The organism is Bacillus sp. V5-8f, from assembly GCF_002863565.1.
Lineage (GTDB): Bacteria > Bacillota > Bacilli > Bacillales > DSM-1321 > Peribacillus.
Map to the genome: position 1 here is coordinate 203,849 of NZ_PGUW01000005.1, position 22,772 is coordinate 226,620.

General features: G+C 43.6%; 22 protein-coding genes. All 22 read right to left on the reverse strand.

What is annotated here, in order from left to right:
* Window positions 1-61 precede the first annotated feature (61 nt).
* Window positions 62-604: a bifunctional pyr operon transcriptional regulator/uracil phosphoribosyltransferase PyrR gene (pyrR, locus tag CUU64_RS08580; RefSeq protein WP_101633145.1), complete on the reverse strand. Its 543-nt coding sequence runs from the start codon at window positions 602-604 to the stop codon at window positions 62-64.
* A 180-nt stretch (window positions 605-784) separates the two neighbouring features.
* Window positions 785-1,702: an RluA family pseudouridine synthase gene (locus CUU64_RS08585; protein WP_101633146.1), complete on the reverse strand. Its 918-nt coding sequence runs from the start codon at window positions 1,700-1,702 to the stop codon at window positions 785-787.
* A complete protein-coding gene (lspA, locus tag CUU64_RS08590) occupies window positions 1,695-2,165 on the reverse strand; it encodes a signal peptidase II (protein WP_101633147.1) in 471 nt (156 codons plus the stop codon). The genes CUU64_RS08585 and lspA overlap by 8 nt, the downstream gene beginning before the upstream one ends.
* A 122-nt stretch (window positions 2,166-2,287) precedes the next feature.
* Window positions 2,288-5,059 carry an isoleucine--tRNA ligase gene (gene ileS, locus CUU64_RS08595; protein WP_101633148.1) on the reverse strand — a complete coding sequence of 924 codons (2,772 nt, stop codon included), beginning with the start codon at window positions 5,057-5,059 and terminating at the stop codon, window positions 2,288-2,290.
* 429 nt (window positions 5,060-5,488) lie between these two features.
* A complete protein-coding gene (locus CUU64_RS08605) occupies window positions 5,489-5,992 on the reverse strand; it encodes a DivIVA domain-containing protein (RefSeq protein ID WP_101633150.1) in 504 nt (167 codons plus the stop codon).
* Between the two features lie 132 nt (window positions 5,993-6,124).
* Window positions 6,125-6,901, reverse strand: coding sequence for a YlmH family RNA-binding protein (locus CUU64_RS08610; RefSeq protein ID WP_101633151.1), 777 nt, complete (start codon window positions 6,899-6,901; stop codon window positions 6,125-6,127).
* A 144-nt stretch (window positions 6,902-7,045) separates the two neighbouring features.
* A complete protein-coding gene (locus tag CUU64_RS08615) occupies window positions 7,046-7,309 on the reverse strand; it encodes a YggT family protein (protein WP_101633152.1) in 264 nt (87 codons plus the stop codon).
* A 6-nt stretch (window positions 7,310-7,315) separates the two neighbouring features.
* Complete coding sequence (locus CUU64_RS08620; protein WP_101633153.1) at window positions 7,316-7,771, reverse strand: cell division protein SepF; 456 nt, start codon at window positions 7,769-7,771, stop codon at window positions 7,316-7,318.
* A 13-nt stretch (window positions 7,772-7,784) separates the two neighbouring features.
* Window positions 7,785-8,462: a YggS family pyridoxal phosphate-dependent enzyme gene (locus tag CUU64_RS08625; RefSeq protein ID WP_101633154.1), complete on the reverse strand. Its 678-nt coding sequence runs from the start codon at window positions 8,460-8,462 to the stop codon at window positions 7,785-7,787.
* Window positions 8,463-8,467: 5 nt separating this feature from the next.
* Window positions 8,468-9,289: a peptidoglycan editing factor PgeF gene (gene pgeF, locus CUU64_RS08630; RefSeq protein ID WP_101633155.1), complete on the reverse strand. Its 822-nt coding sequence runs from the start codon at window positions 9,287-9,289 to the stop codon at window positions 8,468-8,470.
* Between the two features lie 86 nt (window positions 9,290-9,375).
* Entirely contained in the window at window positions 9,376-9,615 is a 240-nt protein-coding gene (locus tag CUU64_RS08635) for a YlmC/YmxH family sporulation protein (protein WP_101633156.1), read from the reverse strand.
* A gap of 180 nt (window positions 9,616-9,795) precedes the next feature.
* Window positions 9,796-10,575, reverse strand: coding sequence for an RNA polymerase sporulation sigma factor SigG (gene sigG, locus CUU64_RS08640; RefSeq protein ID WP_101633157.1), 780 nt, complete (start codon window positions 10,573-10,575; stop codon window positions 9,796-9,798).
* A 194-nt stretch (window positions 10,576-10,769) separates the two neighbouring features.
* Complete coding sequence (sigE, locus tag CUU64_RS08645; protein WP_101633158.1) at window positions 10,770-11,489, reverse strand: RNA polymerase sporulation sigma factor SigE; 720 nt, start codon at window positions 11,487-11,489, stop codon at window positions 10,770-10,772.
* Window positions 11,490-11,544: 55 nt separating this feature from the next.
* Window positions 11,545-12,471 (reverse strand): sigma-E processing peptidase SpoIIGA, encoded by a 927-nt coding sequence (gene spoIIGA, locus CUU64_RS08650; RefSeq protein ID WP_180954517.1) that lies wholly within the window; start codon window positions 12,469-12,471, stop codon window positions 11,545-11,547.
* 397 nt (window positions 12,472-12,868) lie between these two features.
* Window positions 12,869-14,020 (reverse strand): cell division protein FtsZ, encoded by a 1,152-nt coding sequence (ftsZ, locus tag CUU64_RS08655; RefSeq protein ID WP_101633160.1) that lies wholly within the window; start codon window positions 14,018-14,020, stop codon window positions 12,869-12,871.
* Between the two features lie 40 nt (window positions 14,021-14,060).
* Window positions 14,061-15,353 (reverse strand): cell division protein FtsA, encoded by a 1,293-nt coding sequence (ftsA, locus tag CUU64_RS08660; RefSeq protein WP_101633161.1) that lies wholly within the window; start codon window positions 15,351-15,353, stop codon window positions 14,061-14,063.
* Window positions 15,354-15,805: 452 nt separating this feature from the next.
* Window positions 15,806-16,603 (reverse strand): cell division protein FtsQ/DivIB, encoded by a 798-nt coding sequence (locus CUU64_RS08665; RefSeq protein ID WP_101633162.1) that lies wholly within the window; start codon window positions 16,601-16,603, stop codon window positions 15,806-15,808.
* 164 nt (window positions 16,604-16,767) lie between these two features.
* Complete coding sequence (gene murB / locus CUU64_RS08670) at window positions 16,768-17,679, reverse strand: UDP-N-acetylmuramate dehydrogenase (protein WP_101633163.1); 912 nt, start codon at window positions 17,677-17,679, stop codon at window positions 16,768-16,770.
* Window positions 17,680-17,740: 61 nt separating this feature from the next.
* On the reverse strand, window positions 17,741-18,838 hold the full coding sequence (gene murG / locus CUU64_RS08675) for an undecaprenyldiphospho-muramoylpentapeptide beta-N-acetylglucosaminyltransferase (protein WP_101633164.1): 1,098 nt from the start codon (window positions 18,836-18,838) through the stop codon (window positions 17,741-17,743).
* 273 nt (window positions 18,839-19,111) lie between these two features.
* A complete protein-coding gene (spoVE, locus tag CUU64_RS08680; protein WP_101633165.1) occupies window positions 19,112-20,212 on the reverse strand; it encodes a stage V sporulation protein E in 1,101 nt (366 codons plus the stop codon).
* 194 nt (window positions 20,213-20,406) lie between these two features.
* Window positions 20,407-21,759, reverse strand: a complete 1,353-nt coding sequence (gene murD, locus CUU64_RS08685) for a UDP-N-acetylmuramoyl-L-alanine--D-glutamate ligase (RefSeq protein ID WP_101633166.1) — start codon at window positions 21,757-21,759, stop codon at window positions 20,407-20,409.
* Window positions 21,760-22,737 (reverse strand): phospho-N-acetylmuramoyl-pentapeptide-transferase, encoded by a 978-nt coding sequence (gene mraY, locus CUU64_RS08690; RefSeq protein ID WP_101633167.1) that lies wholly within the window; start codon window positions 22,735-22,737, stop codon window positions 21,760-21,762.
* Window positions 22,738-22,772: the final 35 nt, after the last annotated feature.

Sequence of the window (22,772 nt, forward strand, 5' to 3'; positions counted from 1 at the left end):
TTGGTTTGCCATAGGAATTGGCAGGTTTTAGCCGACGAACCGGCTGCCAGGAGGCTTCTTGTTAGTTGTCTAAAATACTGACTTGATCAATACCATCCACTTCGCTCAATGTAACTGCAATTTTTTCCGAAAGTGATGTCGGGACATTCTTTCCGACATAATCGGCTCGGATTGGAAGTTCTCGGTGACCCCTGTCAACAAGGACGGCCAGTTGTATTTGATTAGGACGGCCTAGATCCATCAAAGCATCCATCGCTGCTCTAATCGTCCTCCCTGTAAACAAGACATCATCTATCACTATGACCTTTTTGCCGGTAATATCAACGGGAATTTCCGATCCCTTAACCAATGGTTGGCCATCAGTGGTCTTTTTCGTAAGATCATCGCGGTATAAAGTGATATCCAGCTCTCCTACGTCAATGCTGTTACCTTCAATTTGGCCGATTCTTTCCGCAAGGCGCCTTGCCAAAAAGATGCCCCGCGTTCGGATACCAATCAGGATACAATTCTCGATTCCTTTATTTCTTTCAATAATCTCATGGGCAATTCGTGTCAATGCCCTGCGGATTGCCTGTTCATCTAAAACAATAGCTTTTTCACCCATAGTGTATACATCCTTAATAAGTTTTACTAAAATAAAAAATCCCCATGCCAGTGGGCATGGGGAGTCGAGCTCGTCTAGGATTGATTACCTTTCAAGATCCGCTTCCTTCCCAGCCTCTCTGGACTGTGTTAAAGGTTCTTATTTTCATTATGTCCATAATAAAAGTTATTATCAGCCATGTCAATCACTTTTTCGTAAAGATTCCAGAACATGTTCAAAGTCCTCCGGAAGAGGTGCTTCAAACTCCATGTATTCTCCCGTCCTTGGATGGATAAACCCCAGGATTCCTGCATGAAGAGCCTGTCCTTCTATACTAGTCAAGGTCTTCTTTGGTCCGTATTTAGGGTCTCCGGCAAGCGGATAGCCGATATACTTCATATGGACGCGTATTTGATGGGTACGTCCGGTTTCAAGCTGGCACTCAACCAAGGTGAAGTTATGAAACTTTTCGAGCACCCTGAAATGAGTAACTGCATTCCTGGCATTCTCTTCGGTTACAGTCATGCTTTGCCGGTCTTTTTTATCGCGTCCAATCGGTGCGTCGATTGTCCCATGGTCATGCGGGATTACGCCATGAACGATTGCCTTATACTTTCGAGTTACCGTTTTATCCACGAGCTGCTGTACCAGGCTTTCGTGGGCCATATCATTTTTTGCTACCATTAACAGGCCGGATGTATCCTTATCAATCCGGTGGACAATACCTGGACGCATCACACCATTTATGCCAGATAGGTCTTTGCAGTGGGCCATCAGTCCGTTGACAAGCGTCCCTGTCGTATGCCCTGGTGCCGGATGGACCACCATTCCCCGCGGTTTGTTGACGACCAGGACATCTCCATCTTCATAGTAGATGTCCAGGTTCATTTCCTCAGGCAATATATCCAACTCTTCCAGTTCAGGCAGGTCTACTTCGATATGGTCCCCTGGGCTGCATTTATAGTTCGATTTAATGGAAGCCCCATTTACAAGGACACGGCCATCCTTAATTAACTGCTGTACAAAGGATCTTGACCACTCTTCATTCAACCCACTGAGCACCTTGTCTATCCTTTCTCTTGCAAATGTTTCATCCAGCGTGTATGTTACATTATCCATTCTTCGTCTCCTTCGAACGCTTTTCTTCCAAAAGCATGTAGATGATCATTAACCCTACCCCAATTGTCAGGGCCGAATCCGCAATGTTGAAAATCGGGAAATTATAACTAAAAATATACGTATTAATAAAGTCCACCACTTCTTTTCTCGCTATACGGTCAATGAAATTACCAATCGCTCCCCCGAGCATCAAGCCGAGCGATACACCCAATAGCGTGCTTTGTCTCCCCATTTTCTGAAGATAATAGACAAGGCTGACCACAACAACTACCGTTATGATGTAAAAAAACCACATCTGCCCCTGTAAAATTCCCCAGGCCGCCCCGCGGTTCCGGTGGGAGGTTATGTATAAAAAATCCTGAATAATTGCGATACTCTCCCCAAGCTCCATATTTTTCACTACTAGCCATTTTGTCAGTTGATCAAGCGCAATCACAAACAGGGCAATGAAATAATAGAACACCTTTTATCCCCCAAACTATGTAAAAGTTTCTTCTGAATTGTAGCATAATCTAAAAAAATTGCCTAATTACATATACCTGAAAGAAAAGGGAGCGTAAGCAAAGTGCTCCGCTCCCTTGTTCATTATTGATTTACTGAATAGTGTTCTTCTACAACTGTGGCACAGCGCGGGCATAGGGTTGGATGCTCTTCCACTTTCCCGACTTCTTCAGAAACATTCCAGCAGCGTTCACATGTCTCGCCTTCAGCTTTGGAAACAACGATAGCTGCTTTGTCAAGCTTAAGCGCCTGTTCCGGAGCTGAGTCAAAATTGCCTCCGACCTCAAACGCAGAAACGATGAACAACTGCTCAAGATTCTCATCAATGCTATCCAGCAATTGCTTCACACCGTCATTTACATAAACCGTTACTTTTGCATTTAGTGATTTCCCGATGATCTTTTCATTCCGTGCTTCTTCCAAAGCTTTTAGCACATCATCTCGAAGCGACATGAATGCGTTCCGTTTCTCTTCAATTTCGACTGCATTTGCGACTTCGAATCCATCAGGCATCAGTGTCAATTGGACGCTTTCTTCCGTTACGCCTGGAATGAAAGCCCATACCTCATCTGCTGTATGGGAAAGAATTGGTGAAACCAATTTTACAAGCACAAGCAGTGACTCGTAAAGGACCGTCTGGATTGCCCGCCTTTCCGTGCTATCTGGTGCTTCACAGTATAAGATGTCTTTTGCATAATCCAGGTAGAATGCACTCAGGTCAAGCGTACAGAAATTGTTCACCAAATGGTAGATGGTTGCGAACTCATAGTTGTCATAAGCCTGCTTTGCCTGTTTTACAAGCTTATTCAATTTAATGAGCATATACTGGTCAACTTCTCGAAGCTCACCTAAAGAAACTTTATCGGCTTCAGGATTGAACCCGTCGAGGTTTCCAAGAAGGAAACGGAACGTATTTCTGATTTTCCGGTATACCTCGGCAACCTGCTTTAAAATCGGATCAGATACGCGGACATCTGATTGATAATCAACGGAAGCAACCCACAGCCTCAAAATATCTGCGCCAAGCTGGTTCATTACCTTTGCAGGGACAACTACGTTTCCGATCGATTTACTCATTTTTCTTCCTTCGCCATCCAATGCAAAACCATGGCTTAGCACGCCCTTATATGGCGCTTTTCCGCTAACAGCGACACTAGTGGAAAGAGAAGAGTTGAACCAGCCGCGGTATTGGTCCGATCCTTCTAAATATAGGTCAGCAGGACGCTCAAGGCCATCCCGTTCTACCAGCACAGCCTGATGTGAAGATCCTGAATCAAACCATACGTCCATGATATCCGTTTCCTTCGTGAATTTTCCGTTCGGGCTGCTTTCATGCGTGAAGCCTTCAGGAAGCAGGTCCTTCGCATCGCGCTCGAACCAAACATTCGAACCGTGCTCACGGAATAGGGTTGAAACATGTTCAATGGTTTCGTCTGTGATAATCGGGTCACCGTTTTCGGCATAGAATACAGGAATAGGAACACCCCATGCACGCTGGCGGGAAATACACCAGTCCCCACGGTCACGGACCATATTATGCAGGCGTGTTTCTCCCCATGCAGGAACCCACTTGGTCTCTTCCACTGCTTTTAAGAGATCCTGGCGGAAATCTTTGATGGAAGCAAACCACTGCGCTGTTGCACGGAAAATGGTCGGCTTCTTCGTACGCCAGTCATGCGGATAAGAGTGAGTGATGAATGAAAGCTTTAAAAGTGCTCCTGCTTCCTGGAGCTTTTCTGTGATTGCCTTATTCGCTTCATCATAAAATAATCCTTCAAACTCGCCTGCTTCCCTGGTCATGTAACCTTTTTCATCAACAGGGCAAAGCACTTCCAGCCCGTATTTCTGGCCCACTAGAAAATCGTCTTCCCCGTGGCCAGGAGCAGTATGAACACAACCTGTACCGGCGTCCGTTGTTACATGTTCACCCAATACAACAAGTGATTCCCGGTCAAATAAAGGATGCTTTGCTACTGCTCTTTCGAGTTCAGTCCCTTTCAACGTCTTCACTACGCTAGGGCTTTCCCATCCTACTTCTTTGGCTACGGACTCGAGCAATGCTTCTGCAACTAAGAATTTTTCTCCATCCGCTTTCACAACTACATAAGTTAATTCAGGATGAAGGGCAATACCCTGATTGGCTGGAATCGTCCATGGAGTTGTAGTCCAGATTACAATCTTGACTCCTTCTTCAACTGCCCCTTTTCCATCAGTTACCTCAAAGGCAACATAAATGGATGCAGAACGCTTATCCTGGTATTCAATTTCTGCTTCCGCCAGTGCAGATTCACTGGAAGGTGACCAGTAAACAGGCTTCAAGCCTTTGTAAATATATCCTTTCTTCGCCATATCTCCAAAAACTTTAATCTGTTGTGCTTCATATTCAGGCTTTAATGTAATATACGGATTTTCCCAGTCACCGCGCACTCCCAGACGCTTAAATTGCTCACGCTGGTTATTGATCTGTTCATAGGCGTATTCTTCACAAAGCTTGCGGAACTCAGCTACACTCATTTCCTTCCGTTTAACCCCTTTTTTTGTTAAGGCAGTTTCAATTGGAAGGCCGTGTGTATCCCAGCCTGGCACATAAGGAGCGTGGAATCCGCTCATTGATTTATAACGGACAATGAAATCCTTTAAAATTTTATTTAATGCGTGGCCCATATGGATATCGCCGTTTGCATATGGCGGCCCGTCATGCAGGATAAATAAAGGGCGACCATTTGTGTGTTCCTGGACCTTGTTATAGATATCTGTTTCTTCCCATTTTTCCTGGATTTCCGGCTCTCGCTTTGGCAGGTTTCCCCGCATTGGAAATTCAGTTTTTGGCATCAATAACGTATCTTTGTATTCCATTTCCATTCCTCCATATTTTAGGCATATCATAATCGATAAAGGGGGCGTTATTATTTATCAGGAAATAAAAAAAGCCCTCTCATCCCAATATAGGGACGAGAAAGCTTTGTTTTTTCCCGCGGTACCACCCTGGTTAGACAGGAATAAGGCTATTTAATGCTGCCGGATCCATATCCTCTTAAGCATCCGTAACGTGAATGATCCGCCTCATTTACTTCCAATAGGGTTCAATTCGGAACTCAAGGGTGATCTTCGGTTTCTTCGCCTATGCCGGGCTTCCACCGCTCCCGGCTCGCTTATTTCAAGGAAAAATCCTTCTTTCATAGGGGAATTGAAGAAACGTACTGTCCCTTTCATCGTATTAATATCGATATGAATGATTTTTTTAAAATTATATGCGAAATACGTGCTAAACGTCAAGAGACCGCGTTATACTTCCTCGCTGACCTTCAATTCAGTTGCATCGATTTCGTATTCCAAAAGCTTATCCCAGTCATCATTATCCAGCAAATCCAGTTGTGCCTCCACAAGCATTTTAAAACGGGTGCGGAATACCTTTGACTGTTTCTTCAGTTCTTCGATATCCATGGCGATTTTTCTCGCCTTTGACAAGGAATCGTTCACAATACGGTCTGCGTTCTTCTCCGCTTCCTTTATAATCAGCTTTGCTTCTTTCTGTGCATTCCTCTTTACTTCTTCTCCCGCTTCCTGGGCAATAACAATTGATTTATTCAGCGTTTCTTCGATACTTGTAAAATGGCCAAGGCGATCATATACTTCATTCAATTTGTTTTCAAGTTCCTTTTTTTCACGAAGGATTATTTCATAGTCTTTGATAATCTGGTCAAGGAACTCATTTACCTCGTCCTCATCGTATCCACGAAATCCCTTGCTGAATTCTTTATTATGTATGTCCAATGGGGTCAGGGTCATAGGGGCACCTCCAAAACGATTTTGCGCTCTTTTATTATACTATTCTACGTTTCGACAACAAATTTGTAAATCCTTCTTCGTTTTATTTATTAATTGATAAAAAAAGAAACCTGGCAGAGCTGGTAACATGCCTCATGATTTCATTCTGCCCACGGTAACTTTCCATTTATCTTTTTTCGTTTTGCCGTCTATCGACAGGATTTTACAGCGGCCAAAACCGCGGACCGAAAGAATATCGCCTTCCAAGCATTCATCTGATGAACTGTCTGTTTGCTTGAAATTCAATTTCACCTTCCCTGAGGCAATCAAGGCTTGGGCCTTTTGTCGGGAGATGTTGGTCACGGACGAAATCATGGCGTCAATCCTCGTGGAGCTTACAGTAATGGTTTGTTCATCCCATTGTTCATCAGTCTCTATAATTTCACCCAGGTTCCTTTTTTTAAGGCTGATGGAGGCTTTACCAATTTTCTCTAGATTTGCAACTAAATAATCCTCGATTTCCGTGGCCGCCACAAATTGAATGCTGTCACCAGAAATGATGATATCTCCAAACTTCTCCCTCTTGAGGCCTAGTGACATTAACGTACCAAGCACTTGGCGGTGGTCGATCGAGACAAACTTTTTCGGGTAGATCAGCTCGAATAAAGAAACCTGAAAATCTTCTTTTTGGGGAATGAAATAGGCAGGGCAGAGAATTGCTCGTTTTCGTTCAGCATCCATACTGACGCCGAACATGTATATCGATATCTCCTCATCATTTCCGAGCAATGTCCGTAAGATCTGCTGAGCACGGGGATCAAGAAAATCCGTCAGTTTAGGAGCATATTGGTTTCTTGCTTGTCCGATCCAATTCAGGGCCTGATCGATGAATTCCTTTTCTTCCGGCCTGAAGTGCTGATAAATACTCATATACGTTGTACTCCTTTTACAACTATGTTCCATGAAGCAGAAAGGACCAACCTCTAAAAGACAGGTTGCCCGAGGGGGCATACAAGATGTGTAGAAGCCCCTTGTCACTTGGTCTTTAAGTTTGGTTGGTCACGCAAGACGCGTCTATGCAAGCCATCTAAATAGCTGGAATAGGCCGTTTCCGGCAAATTGCAAGACAAGCAGTGCCACGATAGGCGAGAAATCGATCATGGCAATCGATGGAATGAATCGCCTAAAAGGCTCTAAATATGGTTCACATATCCTAGCTAAAAAACGTCCAATTGATGTCTCCCTTGCACTCGGAAACCATGACATCAATATGTACACGATTAAGGCATAGGAATAAATCCTAATCGCGGTCGATAGAATGTCAAATAACAAAAGCATTAAATTTTACCACCTCGTATTGTCATACTCATCTTCAAGGGCAAAACCACTAATGGTTCCGGATACATCCACATTATCCGGGGTGCACAGGAAAATGTCCGTTCCTATTTTTTGAATATCTCCACTTATTGCATACACGGTCCCGCTAAGGAAGTCCACGATTCTTTTTGCCTGGTCATGCTGGATTCGCTGAAGGTTAACGACAACTGCACGGTGATTCTTCAGATGGTCTGCCACATCCTGTGCCTCCGCATATGCTCTTGGCTCCAATAATACCACTTTTGAGGATTTTTGTATGCTATGAAGACTTACAACGTTCTGGTTTGGTCCCGAAGAACCGGACTGCTTGAAAGCGGGCTTAACCGTTTTTGGTTCCTGTACCTCTTGCTGGACTGTTTCTTCCCTGTATTCATATTCATCGTCAAGTGCAAAAAATGATTTAAATTTGGATACGATTGACATAAAAGGTACCTCCTTATGAATCTTCGCCGACCAATGCAGTTCCTATACGGACCATGGTTGCTCCCTCTTCGATGGCAATCGGGAAATCATTGGACATGCCCATCGACAACTCCGTGCACGGCGCATATTCAAGGGCTTCATTCTGAATTTCGGATCGAAGCTGTTTTAGTTTATTAAAGCATTCCCTTAGGACCGCCTCATCCTGGGTGAATGGCGCCATTGTCATCAAGCCGGCAACAATGATCTTATCGAATTTTTCCAGGTCCCTGACAAATTCGATAGCCGTGGAAGGGTCAATACCGTGCTTAGAGTCCTCCCCGGAAACATTGACCTGGACAAAGCATTTCACAGGTTTGTCCGCCTTCTTTTGAATTTCTTCAGCTAGTGAAATTCGGTCGAGCGAATGGATATATTCCACTTTATCTATGATGTTTTTTACTTTTCTCGTTTGCAGGCTACCAATGAAGTGAAAGTCGGCGCGGCCATTCAATTCGGCATATTTGGCCAAAAGCCCATCATCCCGGTTTTCCCCCAGATTTTTGATGCCAGCCTCCACTGCTTCAGTGGCCCGTCCGACAGATACATACTTGGTGACGGCAATAATCGTGATTTCTTGACGGCTTCTGCCGCTCTTTTCACAGGCTTGCTGGATTTTATCTTCAATATTTGCTAAATTATCTGCTACTTTCACTGATGTTAGTCCTCCTTCCAGCCGATGAAGCTCATCATTCGTCCCGTCTTCCCTTGATCTTTCCGGTGGGAGAAGAACTGGCTGCTGTTGCAGCTTGTACATAAACCTGTCACTTCAATCTGGCTTTTGGGCACGCCGGCTTTTTCCAAAACAGCCGCGTTCAGGGCTCTCAAGTTTAATTGATATTGGCCCTTACTTATTAAAGTATATGGCTTTTCGTCATTTTCTTCCAGCATATTTTTTACTAAACTGACAACTTTGTCGTCCACAACATAACAATCACCGCAAATGGACGGGCCAATCACGGCATAAATCTCAGTGGACGAAATACCTTCAGCGTTCCATTTTTCGATCATTTTCTGCGCTATGCCATTAACTGTCCCTTTCCAACCTGCATGAGCTGCCCCAATGTATCCCTTTTTCGGGGCAATAAAATACAATGGAACACAGTCAGCGAAACACAATGTAAGCAATATACCCTTTTCATTTGTGTACATTCCGTCAGTTGCTTTTATAGCGGATGGATAATCGCCTGAACCTCTTCCTTTTTCTTCCTGCCCTGCTTTAATAATATTCGTTTCATGTGTTTGTTCTGCACCGACCCACGTCTCAAGCGGGAAATGAAGTCCATCGGCAATGATCTTACGATTCTTCACCACATCTGCTGGGATATCACCGACATGGAAACCGGTATTTAATCGAGTAAATTCACCGCTGGAGCATCCTCCATTTTTTGTGGTAAATCCGGCAATCAGACCAGGCCAGGCTGATTGCCAGTTTTCTATTTCATAATATTGCTCTTTCTTTAAGATAAATGTTTCTTTCATTTTAAAAACCTCTGATTATTTTTTTATAGTGTACCACATTCATCCGGTCATTTTTAGGTAAATCAACATGCAAGTACTAGTTTTGGTTAGATGTTGTTATAGTCAACCAGAATTACATCAGCTCCTATTTTCTTGATTTTTCGCCAAGGGATAATGATATCCTCCTCCCGCCCAAACAATCCCATCAGCTTTCCGCTGCCTGAAACAATTATCGCTTCAATTACTCCTGTTGTAATATTTATATCCAAATCCGATAAGTTGCCTAGTTTTTTTCCATCCGCAATATTCACGATATCCTTTACTTGAAACTCTGAGATTTTCACCATCGATCATCCCCCGCTGTTTTTTCTTACTATATATATGATAATGTCTTTACAACCATGAGGAATATTAGCTAAGGCGGGGTGGAGGCGTACTGATTTATAAAAAAAAGCCATCCCTATAATGGAACCGGGGCTTAGGCAGAATATGCCCGAACCCCGCAATTCTCATTTTAGGTAACAGCTTTAATGTTGGATATTTTTATTCATTTGTCGGATTGCCGCTTTTTCGAGCCGTGATACTTGAGCTTGGGAAATGCCGATTTCTTCTGCCACTTCCATTTGTGTTTTTCCCTGGAAGAATCTTTTCCGCAGGATCATCTTTTCCCGTTCATTCAACCTTCTCATACCTTCATTGAGGGCAATTTCATCGATCCATTGGCTGTCGCGATTTTTCTCATCACTTAATTGGTCTAAAACATAAATCGGGTCGCCGCCATCATTATAGATCGGCTCAAACAATGAGACTGGATCCTGAATGGCATCCAGAGCAAAAACAATTTCTTCATGTGAAACATCCAATACTTTTGCAATTTCTTCCGCGGTCGGTTCTCTTGAAGTCTGACTCATAAGTCTTTCCTTAACCTGCAATGCCTTATAGGCAATATCCCGTAAAGACCGGGAAACTCTTATCGGGTTATTGTCACGCAAATATCTTCTTATTTCGCCAATAATCATCGGTACAGCATATGTAGAAAATTTTACATTTTGGCCTAAATCAAAATTATCGATGGATTTCATTAAGCCAATGCAGCCAACCTGAAACAGGTCATCCACATATTCGCCCCGGTTATTAAAGCGCTGGATTACGCTTAACACAAGCCTTAAATTCCCGTTTACCAGCTTTTCTCTTGCTGAGATATCGCCTTCCTGCATTTCTTTAAAGAGTTTTCTCATTTCGTCATTTTTCAAAACCGGTAATTTTGATGTATCAACACCGCAAATTTCAACTTTGTTTCGAGACAAAATATTCCCTCCTCACAGGAGCTGCTGTACAAAAGACAGTATCTCCCCGGGAAGGAACAAATATGCACCTCGCACGGCGCCATAATTTTAGTCCACCGCAGCAAGTCGGTTCATGTGCTGATTTGATTTAGTTTTTCAATCCAAAAAAAGTTTTTTCTGAAAAGTGAAGTAATTATTATATTCTTGGGTTTTTCTTATACCATTTTATTAAATTCTTTTCTAAGTCTTTTGATAATTCTTTTTTCAAGACGGGAAATATAGGATTGGGAAATGCCGAGCATATCCGCTACATCCTTCTGTGTCTTTTCTTCTCCCCCGGTAAGGCCGAATCTTAATTCCATGATTTGCTTTTCACGGTCCGTCAACTGGGTGAGAGCCTTTGAAAGGAGCTTCCGGTCCACATTTGCCTCGAGGTCCTTTGTGATAATGTCTTCTTCGGTTCCGAGCACATCGGATAGAAGCAGTTCATTTCCATCCCAATCGATGTTTAGAGGCTCATCGAAAGAAACCTCTGAGCGAATTTTGTTGTTCCGGCGCAGATACATCAGGATTTCATTTTCAATACATCTGGATGCATATGTAGCAAGCTTGATTTTCTTCTCAGGATTAAAGGTATTCACCGCTTTTATCAACCCTATTGTTCCGATGCTGATTAAATCCTCGATATTGATTCCGGTATTTTCAAATTTCCTTGCGATATAAACGACGAGCCGGAGATTTCTTTCAATCAAGATCGAACGTGCGGCTTCATCACCCTTGGGCAGCTTGCCGATCAGCAACTCTTCTTCATCCTTGGATAGCGGCGGCGGAAGGGCTTCACTGCCTCCTATATAGTAAACTTCATCCGTTTTCAATCCTAACTTAATCAACAATTTGTACCAGTAATATGTGAATCGGAATACTAATTTTTTCATGAGTATTCTCCCTTCTATTTTTCTGAATACGGAGTATAGATTAGTAATGCTTTATTCACGAAGCACTCTCCCGCATGGTGCCAGTTAACATTTTCGGATGGACAATACAAGCGTATGTCCCTTCTGAAGACAGTTTTTGTACCGTAAACGAGATCAGTCCGCTGTGAACTTCAAACATATTGCCGTCATGGTAAATCCTTATCCAATCAGGCTTAATGGCGGTCAGTAGCTGATGATCGTTTCCGACTACTTTTGCAGGTACAATCCGCATTCTATTCGACCAGCTGTACTGGAAGGATTCCTGTTCTAATATAGAAGCTGGATTCCCGATTAAGCCAAGTACATCTTCCGGGATTGAATCCTTGTTAATTCCTTCTATCGATACAATCATTACAGGTGCTCTGCTTATTGGGTCATAAAGCTGGTTACCGCTGTCAACCAATCCATCCAAACTGCATTCAAAATCATCAATTTTGATAGATACCTTTGCTAGTTGCTCAAAAGCAATCTTTGCCATTTCTATACCAGCAAAGGCTCTTTTCGAGAATTGCCATGCCAGCGGAAATCCGATCATGACAAATGTCCAGCTTACCGGGTCTCCATACCGGTTTATGCCTGCAGCCATCCCTGGATGAAGCGAGTGGATATTGAATTGGAATAAATAATGGAGCCCTAGCAAAATGCCTCCAGATAAAAAAGTTATCAAATACAGAGATGCGAGGTTTTTTAAAAACACTTTCATTCTGATAAAACCAAAGGCAACAGCTACCATAAATAAGGAAATAAGAAGTTTCGTAATCACATTGTCTGCAAGAAAGGAATATGGAGTAAAAGCAAACAGGATAATGGAGGAGCCCACCAGCCCACCCAAAACAATCCGCCATGCTTTAGTCCTTTTCTTCAATAAGATTGCGGTCCAATACAAGAGGAGGCAGTCAAATAACCAATTTAACAGCCAGATTACATCTAAATATAACGTCAAGCACTCCCCTCCTAGAGACTCGTCAATTCTTCTATGTTTCCAAAAGTATAACGTACATCCTTCCTTGAAGTGTGTCACTTTTTGTACAGGAAACCTGAGAGTTTTTTAGTGAATTGTTCGTATTTTGTAGAAATATCTTTATAGGAAAAGTTATATTCAGGCGGGATATTGGTTATGACTGCTTATTCATTGATGATAAATTTGTCAGTGAAAAAAATGGAAAGGAATATAATTTTAAAGATGGTGTATATGCACCTAAAAGCAACGTAGATTAGTTTAGGACGGACAGGAGGCTAGAACCCCTAATCAGTGCTGAGCTTTATACAGAAAAGGAAAGTTAATATTTTCGCTTATGAAAAAAAACTGCCCATGAAGGACAGCTTTCATTATTGGAGGTTTATCGACGTCTGTTCCGGTTGCGTAAGAATGCCGGAATGTCTAGGGCGTCATCAGCCTGGCTTCCTGCATTACTGCTGCCCCTGACAGGCTCATTGTTGATATCTTCGCGCTTTGCTTCCCGTTTTACCGGTTGTGCCTGCGGCTGCGGTCTTGACTGGCCGAATGACGGACGGCTTGTTTGCCGCGGCTGAATTTCTGTTTCATTAAAGCCGGTAGCAATCACAGTTACGACAATTTCATCCTTTAGGTTTTCATTGATAACAGATCCAAAAATCATGTTTACATCCTGGTCAGAGGCAGTCGCTACAATATCAGCTGCTTCTTGGACCTCAAAGAGGCTAAGGTTCGTGCCTCCTGTAATATTCATCAGTACGCCTTGTGCTCCATCAATGGATGTTTCCAAGAGCGGGCTTGATATGGCTTTTTTCGCCGCTTCTGCTGCACGGTTTTCACCTGAGGAAATACCAATGCCCATTAAAGCAGATCCTTTGTTGGACATAATCGTTTTCACGTCGGCAAAGTCAAGATTGATTAATCCAGGTACAGCGATCAAATCTGAAATCCCCTGTACACCCTGGCGAAGAACATTATCCGCTTCACGGAATGCTTCAAGCATCGGCGTGCTTTTGTCCACTATTTCAAGAAGGCGGTCATTAGGAATGACGATCAACGTATCAACGGCTTCCTTCATGGAAGAAATGCCCCCCTGTGCCTGGGTAGCACGCTTGCGTCCTTCAAATGTGAAGGGGCGGGTTACAACGCCCACTGTCAACGCTCCTAAATCCTTCGCAATTTGTGCGATAACTGGCGCCGCACCAGTTCCCGTACCGCCGCCCATTCCGGCAGTAACGAAGACCATATCTGCGCCGCGAAGCGCTTCCTCGATTTGTTCCTTGCTTTCTTCCGCGGCCTTTTTTCCTACTTCCGGATTGGCTCCAGCTCCGAGCCCGCGAGTTAGCTTGCCGCCTATCTGCATTTTTATTTCAGCTTTTGATAGATTAAGGGCCTGGGCATCGGTATTAACCGAAATGAATTCAACACCCTGGACGCCATGCTCAATCATGCGATTTACGGCATTGTTTCCACCGCCGCCTACGCCAATGACTTTTATTGTAGCTAATTGATCTAAATTAGAATCAAACTCTAACATTACAATCCTCCTAAATTAACGAATTCCTGGCAGTGCATGCTCACTCAAAAAAATAGCCGATGATCTTCTTGAATTTAGACTCGCCTTTTTCGGTCTGTTTTTTTTCAGGACGTTCCTTTGGCTGAGGAGCAGGCTTTACGTTTCTCGATTCATTTTTTTCAAGTGAAGCATTTGGTGCAGCAGCTTCCGCAATGTTTTTATTCATACGGCCCTTTTTACAGGCATGCTTAATCAGCCCTACTGCAGTTGTATATTGCGGTTCGCGTACTCCGATATAATTAGGCTCGGCAGTCCGCACGCGATTTTGGAGTACATATTGTGAAAGCTCAAGCACGCCAGGCATCTTTACAACTCCACCGGTAAGCACAAAGCCGCTTGGTACGTCTTGGTAGCCCAACCTTGCAAGCTCATCCAGGATTATTTCAAAGATTTCCGTCATGCGGGCCTCGATGATTTCCGCAATCACTAACTGATTGCAGGGCTGCTGCTGGTCGCTGCCGATGATCGGGATATTGAACACATCATCTTCACGGGCATCATCATAAAAGGCTTGTCCATGCTTAAGTTTTATCTTTTCTGCATCTTCCATTGTCGTCCGCAGAACAATCGACAAGTCCTTCGTGATTGTATCACCGCCAATCGGGATGACGGTCGTATATTTCAAGTGCCCTTCCTCGAAAATCGCAAGAGTGGTAGATCCACCGCCAATGTCAACAAGAGCCACTCCCAGTTCTTTTTCATCCTTTGAAAGAACAAGGGAACCTGCTGCCAAAGGCTGCAATGCTATGTCAGTAATCTCAAGGCCTGCCCTTTCCACACAGCGTAGGGTATTATGTAATAATGTCCGAAGACCGGTAATCAAAATGCCCCTCATTTCGAGCCGGACGCCAATCATGCCCCTGGGGTCGCTAATCTCGTCCAATTCATCCACTTTATAATGGATCGGCAAGATATCGATAATCTCCCTGTCTGAAGGAATCGTAATTAATTCCGCAGCTTCCCTTACCCGCTGTACATCGTGTTCCGTTATCTCCTTGTTCTCGCTTGACACGGCGACTACACCATGGCATGGCTGCAGCATCACGTGGCTACCGCTTATGCCTACAACTACTTTTTTAATATCAATTCCAACCATTCTTTCAGCCTGTTCTACTGCCCTTTGGATGGAATGGACCGTTTCATCTATTCCGATGATCGAACCCTTTTTCAACCCTTCGGATTTTACATTTCCTACGCCAATGATGTTTAGTGTGTCATTGACCATTTCCCCAATGATTACTTTTACACTGGATGTACCGATGTCAAGACTTACGTATATTTCATTGCTGCTCATTCCATGGCACCTCCTTTTAATATAGAAACCTATTATTTTCGAACAACAAATTTATATTTTGAATAAATCTCATATTATATAGAATAGTATACACGCATACAAATTACTACTGGAAATGCATGAACCCGCATGCGATTTGTAATGCTTTTTCCAAAAAGGAAAATGTTAATCGTAATCAGTAAAAAATGGAGCTTTTATCCTTTTACTATTCGTTCATCATCCGTAGTTTCCCTTTAAAAAGCGTTAATTTTTCTGGGATCCTACCTGTTTAATCGGGCATGGGATAACAACATAAACCTTATTGCAGCAGGCATGTCAAAAGAAACGGCCTGCTACAAATGGCAAACTTCGGCTAAGTACAAGTCTACACCAAGATGTACGCCTAAGAAAAGCTAAAGTTGCAGCACGGACAATATTGAAGCTACCATGCTAAATACCTAGAAAGCCCCGCATTAATCGTTCCTTGCTTCTGTTTTGCTGTCCTGTTGTTCCTTAGGAGCTGACTGGTCAAACGCTTTAAAATAAGAACCAACTTCAAGGTCGATGACACCTTTTACATTTGGGTCTAATTGGCTGATGATCGATGGATAATGTACTAGTTTCTCTGATAGGGTCCGGCTTGTCGCACTCACCTCAAAGCCGTCGTTCATGTACATCGTAATATGGTAGATGTCCGTTTTTGTTGAATCTTCATGAATCTCGGAAATTGAATTCAATATCTCCTGAGGAAGCTTTTCAAGCTCCGAAAGCAGCTGTTTTAACCTTATGCCTTCCCCGAAACCGACAAGAACAGGTGCATAAACCGGAATGTTCCCTTTTGGAATCGGCGCTAAAATTTCCCCGTTTTCCAGAATGGGCAGGAACCGTCCCTCTTTTGCCAGGTAGGCCATTCGGTTTCTTTCATTGACTTTTATGATGACGGAATTCGGGATTTTGGCCCTGATTTCCACAGTTTCAATTTCAGGATTTGATTTTATCTTTTCTATGCTTTGCTTTTTATTCATTTTCCAGATGCTCGTATCGCTTGTCAATCCGCTAAGCCGGACTACTTCCTCTTGTGAAAGATACCGGTTGCCTTGTACAGTGATTGAACGGATATGGCTAAGTGGAGAGAGAAAATACATAACGGAAGCAATCAGCACGAAGAATATGGAAAGCAAGATAACCAACCGCCTGTTTGCTTTCCTTTTTCTCAATTGTTTTAGCTTGGGGATGCGATCTTCAATGGAAACCACTTTCCCTTTCTCCATCCTCGAGTTCACCTCTTTCCACGAGAAAAAAGTGGATAGATCTTTTATAACCTGCTGTTTGCCATTGTAATGACCAGGGCAAAATACAGAGCCGCTTTGACTTGCAGTCAAGCTATACCAGGTTATTATTATACCACAGTATTTGGATGTGAAAGTGCGGTTATTTATGATTTCCGTCCAATTATTTCAACTTCCGTTTCCATTTTGACGCCAAATTTATCGGAAACAGTATCCTTCACATGCTGTATGAGTGCCAAAACATCCTCGGCCCTTGCGCCTCCCGCGTTAACAATAAAATTCCCATGCATTTCCGAAATCTTCGCTCCGCCTATTGAATGCCCTTTTAAACCGGCCGTTTCCACCAGTTTTCCAGCATGGTCGGGAAGCGGATTTCTAAAAATGCTGCCTGCACATGGCAGGTTATATGGCTGGGTGTCTTTGCGGTAATTCTTGTTGCTTTGCATTCTATCCACAATTTCTTCCCGATTGCCAGGAGCTAAGCTAAACACCGCAGCTACCACGATCCCCGGCCTCTTTTTTTGGAGCACGGAAGTCCGGTAAGAAAACTCCATTTCCTCATTTGACAACCATTCCAGGCTTCCGTCCTCAAATAGTACATAAGCCTTTTTTAGGATGTTAGAGATGTCCGAGCCGTGCGCACCTGCATTCATATAGACGGCTCCACCGACAGAACCCGGAATTCCGCTTGCAAACTCAAGTCCTGATAGCCCTTTTTTGCTGATTTGGACAGAAAGGCTTACCAAGGAAAAGCCAGCGCCCACAGTTAGTTCAGATCCGTTTATTTCAAGGTTATCAAGTCCTTTTCCAAGCTTGATCACGGCCCCTTCGATGCCCATATCCGAAACAAGGAGATTGGAGCCTCTTCCAATGACCGTCCATTTCAAATCGAATTCTTTGATGACATCCATGGTTTTGGCAAGATTTTCAATCGATGATGGTTCAATGAAAAGATCTGCAGGTCCCCCTATTTTCATGGTGGTATGGCCTGCTAGAGGTTCATTTTCAATTACCTTTCCTACCTGTAATGATTTCAGTTTTTCAACTGCCTCTTTCATTATTATCCTCCCAAGATAGTTGCCTATTAATGTTGTATTCAGTGTATGCGGTGTGTGCCATTCAGTTCTTTTTTGAAAGTTGCTTTATCATTTGGTAAAGCCTATCAGCCGCATCCGGCATGCCGATGGCCTTAGCCGCTGTTTTCATGTTTTCTAATTTTTTGCCGTCGGTAATGACAGAGTCTACGGCCGCAATTAGCTTACTGCCAGTAAGCTCTTTTTCAAGGATAAGTTCGGCTGCACCATGGTCACTTAAAGAACGGGCATTTTTTTCCTGATGGTTATTCGTAACGTACGGACTCGGAATTAAAATGCTTGGGATCCCAAGTACTGTCAATTCCGCAAGCGTCGTAGCCCCTGCGCGGGTAACTGCCAAATCTACTCCAGACAAGATTTCAGGCATATTATTCAAATATGGCTTAATCACGACATTTTCCGGATTGCCAATCATTTCAATTTCCCTTGCAACCTGATCAAAATGGACCTCCCCAGTCACATACAACACCTGGTAAGGCTTTTCACGCAGCTCAGACATAACCTTAAGGACAGCTTCATTAATTGGCCGGGCTCCCCGGCTTCCGCCAAAAATCAGGACAGTGGGCACATTCGGGTTCAAGCCGAGCTTCCTCAGGCCTTCCTTTCCTTTATGGTGTAAAACCTCTGAAGCACGTGGATTCCCTGTTAGGACCGTTTTATTTTCCGGAAAGAACTGCTTTGCCTCTTCGAAACAAATGGCAACCTTATCCACATATCTGCTTAGGAATTTATTCGTCAACCCTGGTACGCTGTTTTGTTCGTGTACAATGCATGGAATACCGAGTTTTGCGGCAGCATAAACGACAGGGCCGCAAACATATCCTCCGGTTCCAATGACTGCATCAGCCTGAAATTCCTTTAGCATTTTTTTGCTTTCACGGACGCCTTTAAGGAATCTTGCGACCGTCTTCACATTGTCAAAAGACAGCTTCCGTTTAAAACCGGTTATATGTATGGATTTAAAGGGGATCTCTTCTCTGGTGACAATATCCTTTTCAAGTCCTCGTTCAGTACCGATATATAAAAAAGAACTGGATTTATCTTTGCTTTTAATTTCACGGACAAGAGCAAGAGCCGGATAAATATGGCCTCCTGTACCGCCTCCGCTGACAACAATCTTCATGTTTTTGTCACCCCAACATTTATCTGAATAACAAAGAGAAAAGTAAAGCTGTATCGCTTTACCCTCTTATACTATAGTCTAAATAGCGGTTTAATGCCAACTATTACTTATCATTTCCAGCTAACTAGGGACGGGAACAAAGCCACGTATCCTCGCATGTTTTTCCAGAAACAATCCATTTTCAGTTCGATATGCCCGGGTTATGTCTAAGGATAAAATCCTGCCGTTTGCCAAAAAACTCCTCTAAATCGTTAGAGGAGTTCTATCTTTCCATCAAAACCTGGAATATCTACTTATATTCAATAAAACGCCTATCGCCATCAGCATGAGTGTCAAGGAAGAACCGCCATAACTTAAAAACGGGAGGGTAATTCCAGTAACAGGCATAAGACCGGTTACAACCCCAATGTTGATCATAACCTGAATTGCCACCATCGCAATGATTCCTACCGCAAGAAAGCTTCCATATAAATCAGGCGCTCCTAAAGCAATCCTTATCCCCCTCCATAACAGCAGGGAAAATAAAAGAATGACAAGCGAACCCCCAATAAATCCGAGCTCCTCTGATAAAATCGCAAAGATGAAATCGGTCTGCGGCTCCGGAAGGTAGAAGAATTTCTGCCTGCTTTGTCCAAGGCCTAATCCAAAAAGTCCGCCTGGTCCAATTGCAAACAATGATTGAATGATTTGAAACCCGCTGTTTTGCGGATCCTGCCATGGATCCAGGAAAGAAGTGATCCTCTTAATGCGGTATGGCGCCGACAGGACCAAAGCTGCAAAGCCTGCGACTCCCAAAAGACCCAAGCCCGCAAAATGGCTGATCCTTGCCCCGGAGATAAAAATCATGACGATGCACGTCCCGACCATTACAGTGCCCGTCCCCAAATCAGGCTGCAGCATAATGATGCCGAACGCCAGGAAAACAAGCGAAAGCGATGGTATTAATCCCTTCCTAAAAGAAGTAATAAGCTTTTGCCGCTCAGAAAGGTATTTAGAGAGGAACATAATCATCGCGATTTTCATAAATTCGGAGGGCTGTATCGAAAAAGCACCTACGCCGATCCAGCTGCGTGACCCGTTTCGCTCCATTCCAATTCCCGGAATCAATACTGCGACCAACAGGACAAAACAAATGATAATTAACGTCTTTGCCCATGTCCTCCATGTCCAATAATCAATATTCATAATGAAAAACATCGCAGCCACGCCGACACCTGCGAAAAGCATTTGCCTTTTTGCAAAGAAAAACGAATCATTAAATTTGTAATCCGCCCATATAGCACTTGCACTGTATACCATAATGAGTCCAATGGAAAGCAAGCTCAATGTTGCAATAATCAGGATCAGATCGGGGTTCGATTTTTTTAATGGCACAGTCATACACCTCTAGGAAGATATTAGAGCCGGTCTCGTGCCTGGATTGGCAAAGGGCAGAAATCCCCACCCATCCAAATCTACGAAAAAAAAGAGCGATAATTTGCCTTATCGCTTCTTTTCTTTGGTGTCGAAGGTGGAAGAAGGTGTTCTTCCTTTATGCAAAGCTCGAGAATGTATGGATGAACAAGCTCTTACTTCAGTTTATGCACGGCAGCCATAAACATGTCTCCCCTGACCTCAAAACTTTTGTATTGATCCCAGCTTGCACAAGCCGGGGACAGGAGAATGACATCGCCTTCATCCGACAATCCGTAAGCGACCGGTACGGCACTCTCAACATTATCGACACGTTTTATATTCGTTATTCCTGATTCCCGCGCCACACGTTCCAGTTTTTCTGCCGTTTGTCCAAACGTTATGAGCGCCTTCACATTTTTTAAATACGGCTTCAACTCATCAAACTCATTGCCTCTATCAAGCCCTCCCGCGAGAAGGATAACAGGCTCCGAAAACGAGGAAAGTGCCATGGACGCCGCCAAAATATTGGTGGCCTTAGAATCGTTATAGAATCTCCTGTTCTGAACTGTAGCTACATATTGTGTCCGGTGCTCAACTCCATGGAAAGTATTTAAAACTTTTTTAATCGCTTCATTGGAAACATGCTTTAGTTTGCATACGGCCACGGCTGCCAGAATATTTTCCAGATTGTGCTTACCGGGAAGTACAATTTCCGAAGTGGAAACTATTTTTTCACCACGGAAACAAACATAGTTGTCTTCTATGTAGACCCCTTCCGGATATTTTTCCACCGTGGAAAAAGGAACAAGCTGGGCCTTGGAGCCTTTCGCAATTTCTGCTACGTCTTCCTGATCGCCGTTATATACAAAAAAATCTTCCCAGGACTGGTTCCTTGTGATATTCGCTTTTGCCGAAGCATATTCCTGCTTAGAACTGTGATAATCAAGATGGGCGTCGAATAAATTGGTCATTACGGCTATTTCCGGCTTAAACGCCTCTACACCCATCAGCTGGAAAGAGGAAAGCTCAATGACAATCGTATTTTCCGGGCGGGCCTGTTCAGCCACTCCGGAAGCGACCGTTCCGATATTCCCTGCTATTAACGGAAGTTTACCTCCCTCTTTCAGCATTTCAAAAATCAACGTAGTCGTCGTTGTCTTTCCGTTTGTTCCAGTAATTCCTACAAAAGGAGCCTCGCTAATCTGATAAGCAAGCTCCACTTCAGTAATAACCGGGATGCCCTTAGCGACCGCACCCTGGATAAGAGGATTTCGATAAGGGATGCCGGGATTTTTTACAATCAGTTCGAATCCTTCATCAAGCAATTCGATGGGATGGCTTCCGCAAATAACCTTTATTCCCTGTTCAAGGAGTCCTTGCGCCTCAGGGTTTTCCGAGAGAGGCTTCATGTCGTTAACCGTTACGAACGCTCCAAGCTTATGTAAAAGGGTAGCGGCAGTAACGCCGCTTTTAGCCAATCCGAGGACCAATATTTTTTTTCGTAAGTAATTGTTTGTCTGTTTCAATTATAACCACACCTCTAAATAAATTCCGAGTATTGCACAAAGCAATCCAACTGACCAGAATGTCACGACAACTCTCCATTCGGACCAGCCAACGAGTTCATAATGATGATGCAATGGACTCATTTTGAATATTCTCTTTCCAGTCATTTTAAACGATGCGACCTGAAGGATCACCGAAAGGGTTTCAATAACAAATACGAGGCCGATAATGACAAGAAGCAGTTCAAGCTTCGTAAGCAGCGCTACTGTGGCAATGGCACCGCCAAGCGCAAGGGATCCGGTATCCCCCATAAATACCTTTGCCGGATGCGCATTGAAAACCAAAAATCCAAGGACTGCCCCCACAACGGCAACTGAAAAAATGGCAATGTCATAATGTGACTGGTTCCAGGCAAGTACAGCATACGCACCAAAAGCGATGGCGGCTGTGCCTGACACAAGCCCGTCCAACCCATCCGTTAGATTTACAGCGTTCGAAAAACCAACAAGCCAGAAGATAATAATGAACACATAAAACCAGCCGACATTAAGGGATATATCGGTACCCGGTATCGAAATGCCCGGCACAAAGTTATCCGTCTGTCTGTATACAAAATAGAACACGACGGCAATGATGATTTGCCCCAGCAATTTCTGGCGCGATGTTAACCCAAGGTTTCGTTTCATGACTACTTTAATAAAATCATCCAAGAATCCTAATACCCCAAACCCAAGAGTAACAAAAAGCAACAGCCAGGTTTTTACCGAAGGCTCGGAAAACTTAAATGTCATGATCAGCGTGGCTGCCGTAATCGAAAGCAGGATGACGATCCCGCCCATTGTCGGTGTGCCGGTTTTCTTTTGGTGGGACTGGGGCCCCTCCTCACGGATGCTTTGTCCGAATTTAAGTCTTCTCAGAAATGGTATAAATATAGGAGAGAGAAGAACCGTTATTAAAAAACCTAATAATATCGTATAAAAAATTACTTGTTCTAACATGCCCTAACTCCTCTTTCCTAACACAATTAAAATAT

Excerpts from the sequence above, each read along its gene's own strand:
- pyrR (WP_101633145.1), bottom strand. The coding sequence starts at position 604 with ATGGGTGAAAAAGCTATTGTTTTAGATGAACAGGCAATCCGCAGGGCA.
- CUU64_RS08585 (WP_101633146.1), bottom strand. The coding sequence starts at position 1,702 with ATGGATAATGTAACATACACGCTGGATGAAACATTTGCAAGAGAAAGG.
- ileS (WP_101633148.1), bottom strand. The coding sequence starts at position 5,059 with ATGGAATACAAAGATACGTTATTGATGCCAAAAACTGAATTTCCAATG.
- CUU64_RS08605 (WP_101633150.1), bottom strand. The coding sequence starts at position 5,992 with ATGACCCTGACCCCATTGGACATACATAATAAAGAATTCAGCAAGGGA.
- CUU64_RS08610 (WP_101633151.1), bottom strand. The coding sequence starts at position 6,901 with ATGAGTATTTATCAGCACTTCAGGCCGGAAGAAAAGGAATTCATCGAT.
- CUU64_RS08615 (WP_101633152.1), bottom strand. The coding sequence starts at position 7,309 with ATGCTTTTGTTATTTGACATTCTATCGACCGCGATTAGGATTTATTCC.
- CUU64_RS08620 (WP_101633153.1), bottom strand. The coding sequence starts at position 7,771 with ATGTCAATCGTATCCAAATTTAAATCATTTTTTGCACTTGACGATGAA.
- pgeF (WP_101633155.1), bottom strand. The coding sequence starts at position 9,289 with ATGAAAGAAACATTTATCTTAAAGAAAGAGCAATATTATGAAATAGAA.
- CUU64_RS08635 (WP_101633156.1), bottom strand. The coding sequence starts at position 9,615 with ATGGTGAAAATCTCAGAGTTTCAAGTAAAGGATATCGTGAATATTGCG.
- sigE (WP_101633158.1), bottom strand. The coding sequence starts at position 11,489 with ATGAAAAAATTAGTATTCCGATTCACATATTACTGGTACAAATTGTTG.
- ftsZ (WP_101633160.1), bottom strand. The coding sequence starts at position 14,020 with ATGTTAGAGTTTGATTCTAATTTAGATCAATTAGCTACAATAAAAGTC.
- ftsA (WP_101633161.1), bottom strand. The coding sequence starts at position 15,353 with ATGAGCAGCAATGAAATATACGTAAGTCTTGACATCGGTACATCCAGT.
- CUU64_RS08665 (WP_101633162.1), bottom strand. The coding sequence starts at position 16,603 with ATGGAGAAAGGGAAAGTGGTTTCCATTGAAGATCGCATCCCCAAGCTA.
- murB (WP_101633163.1), bottom strand. The coding sequence starts at position 17,679 with ATGAAAGAGGCAGTTGAAAAACTGAAATCATTACAGGTAGGAAAGGTA.
- murG (WP_101633164.1), bottom strand. The coding sequence starts at position 18,838 with ATGAAGATTGTTGTCAGCGGAGGCGGTACAGGAGGCCATATTTATCCG.
- mraY (WP_101633167.1), bottom strand. The coding sequence starts at position 22,737 with ATGTTAGAACAAGTAATTTTTTATACGATATTATTAGGTTTTTTAATA.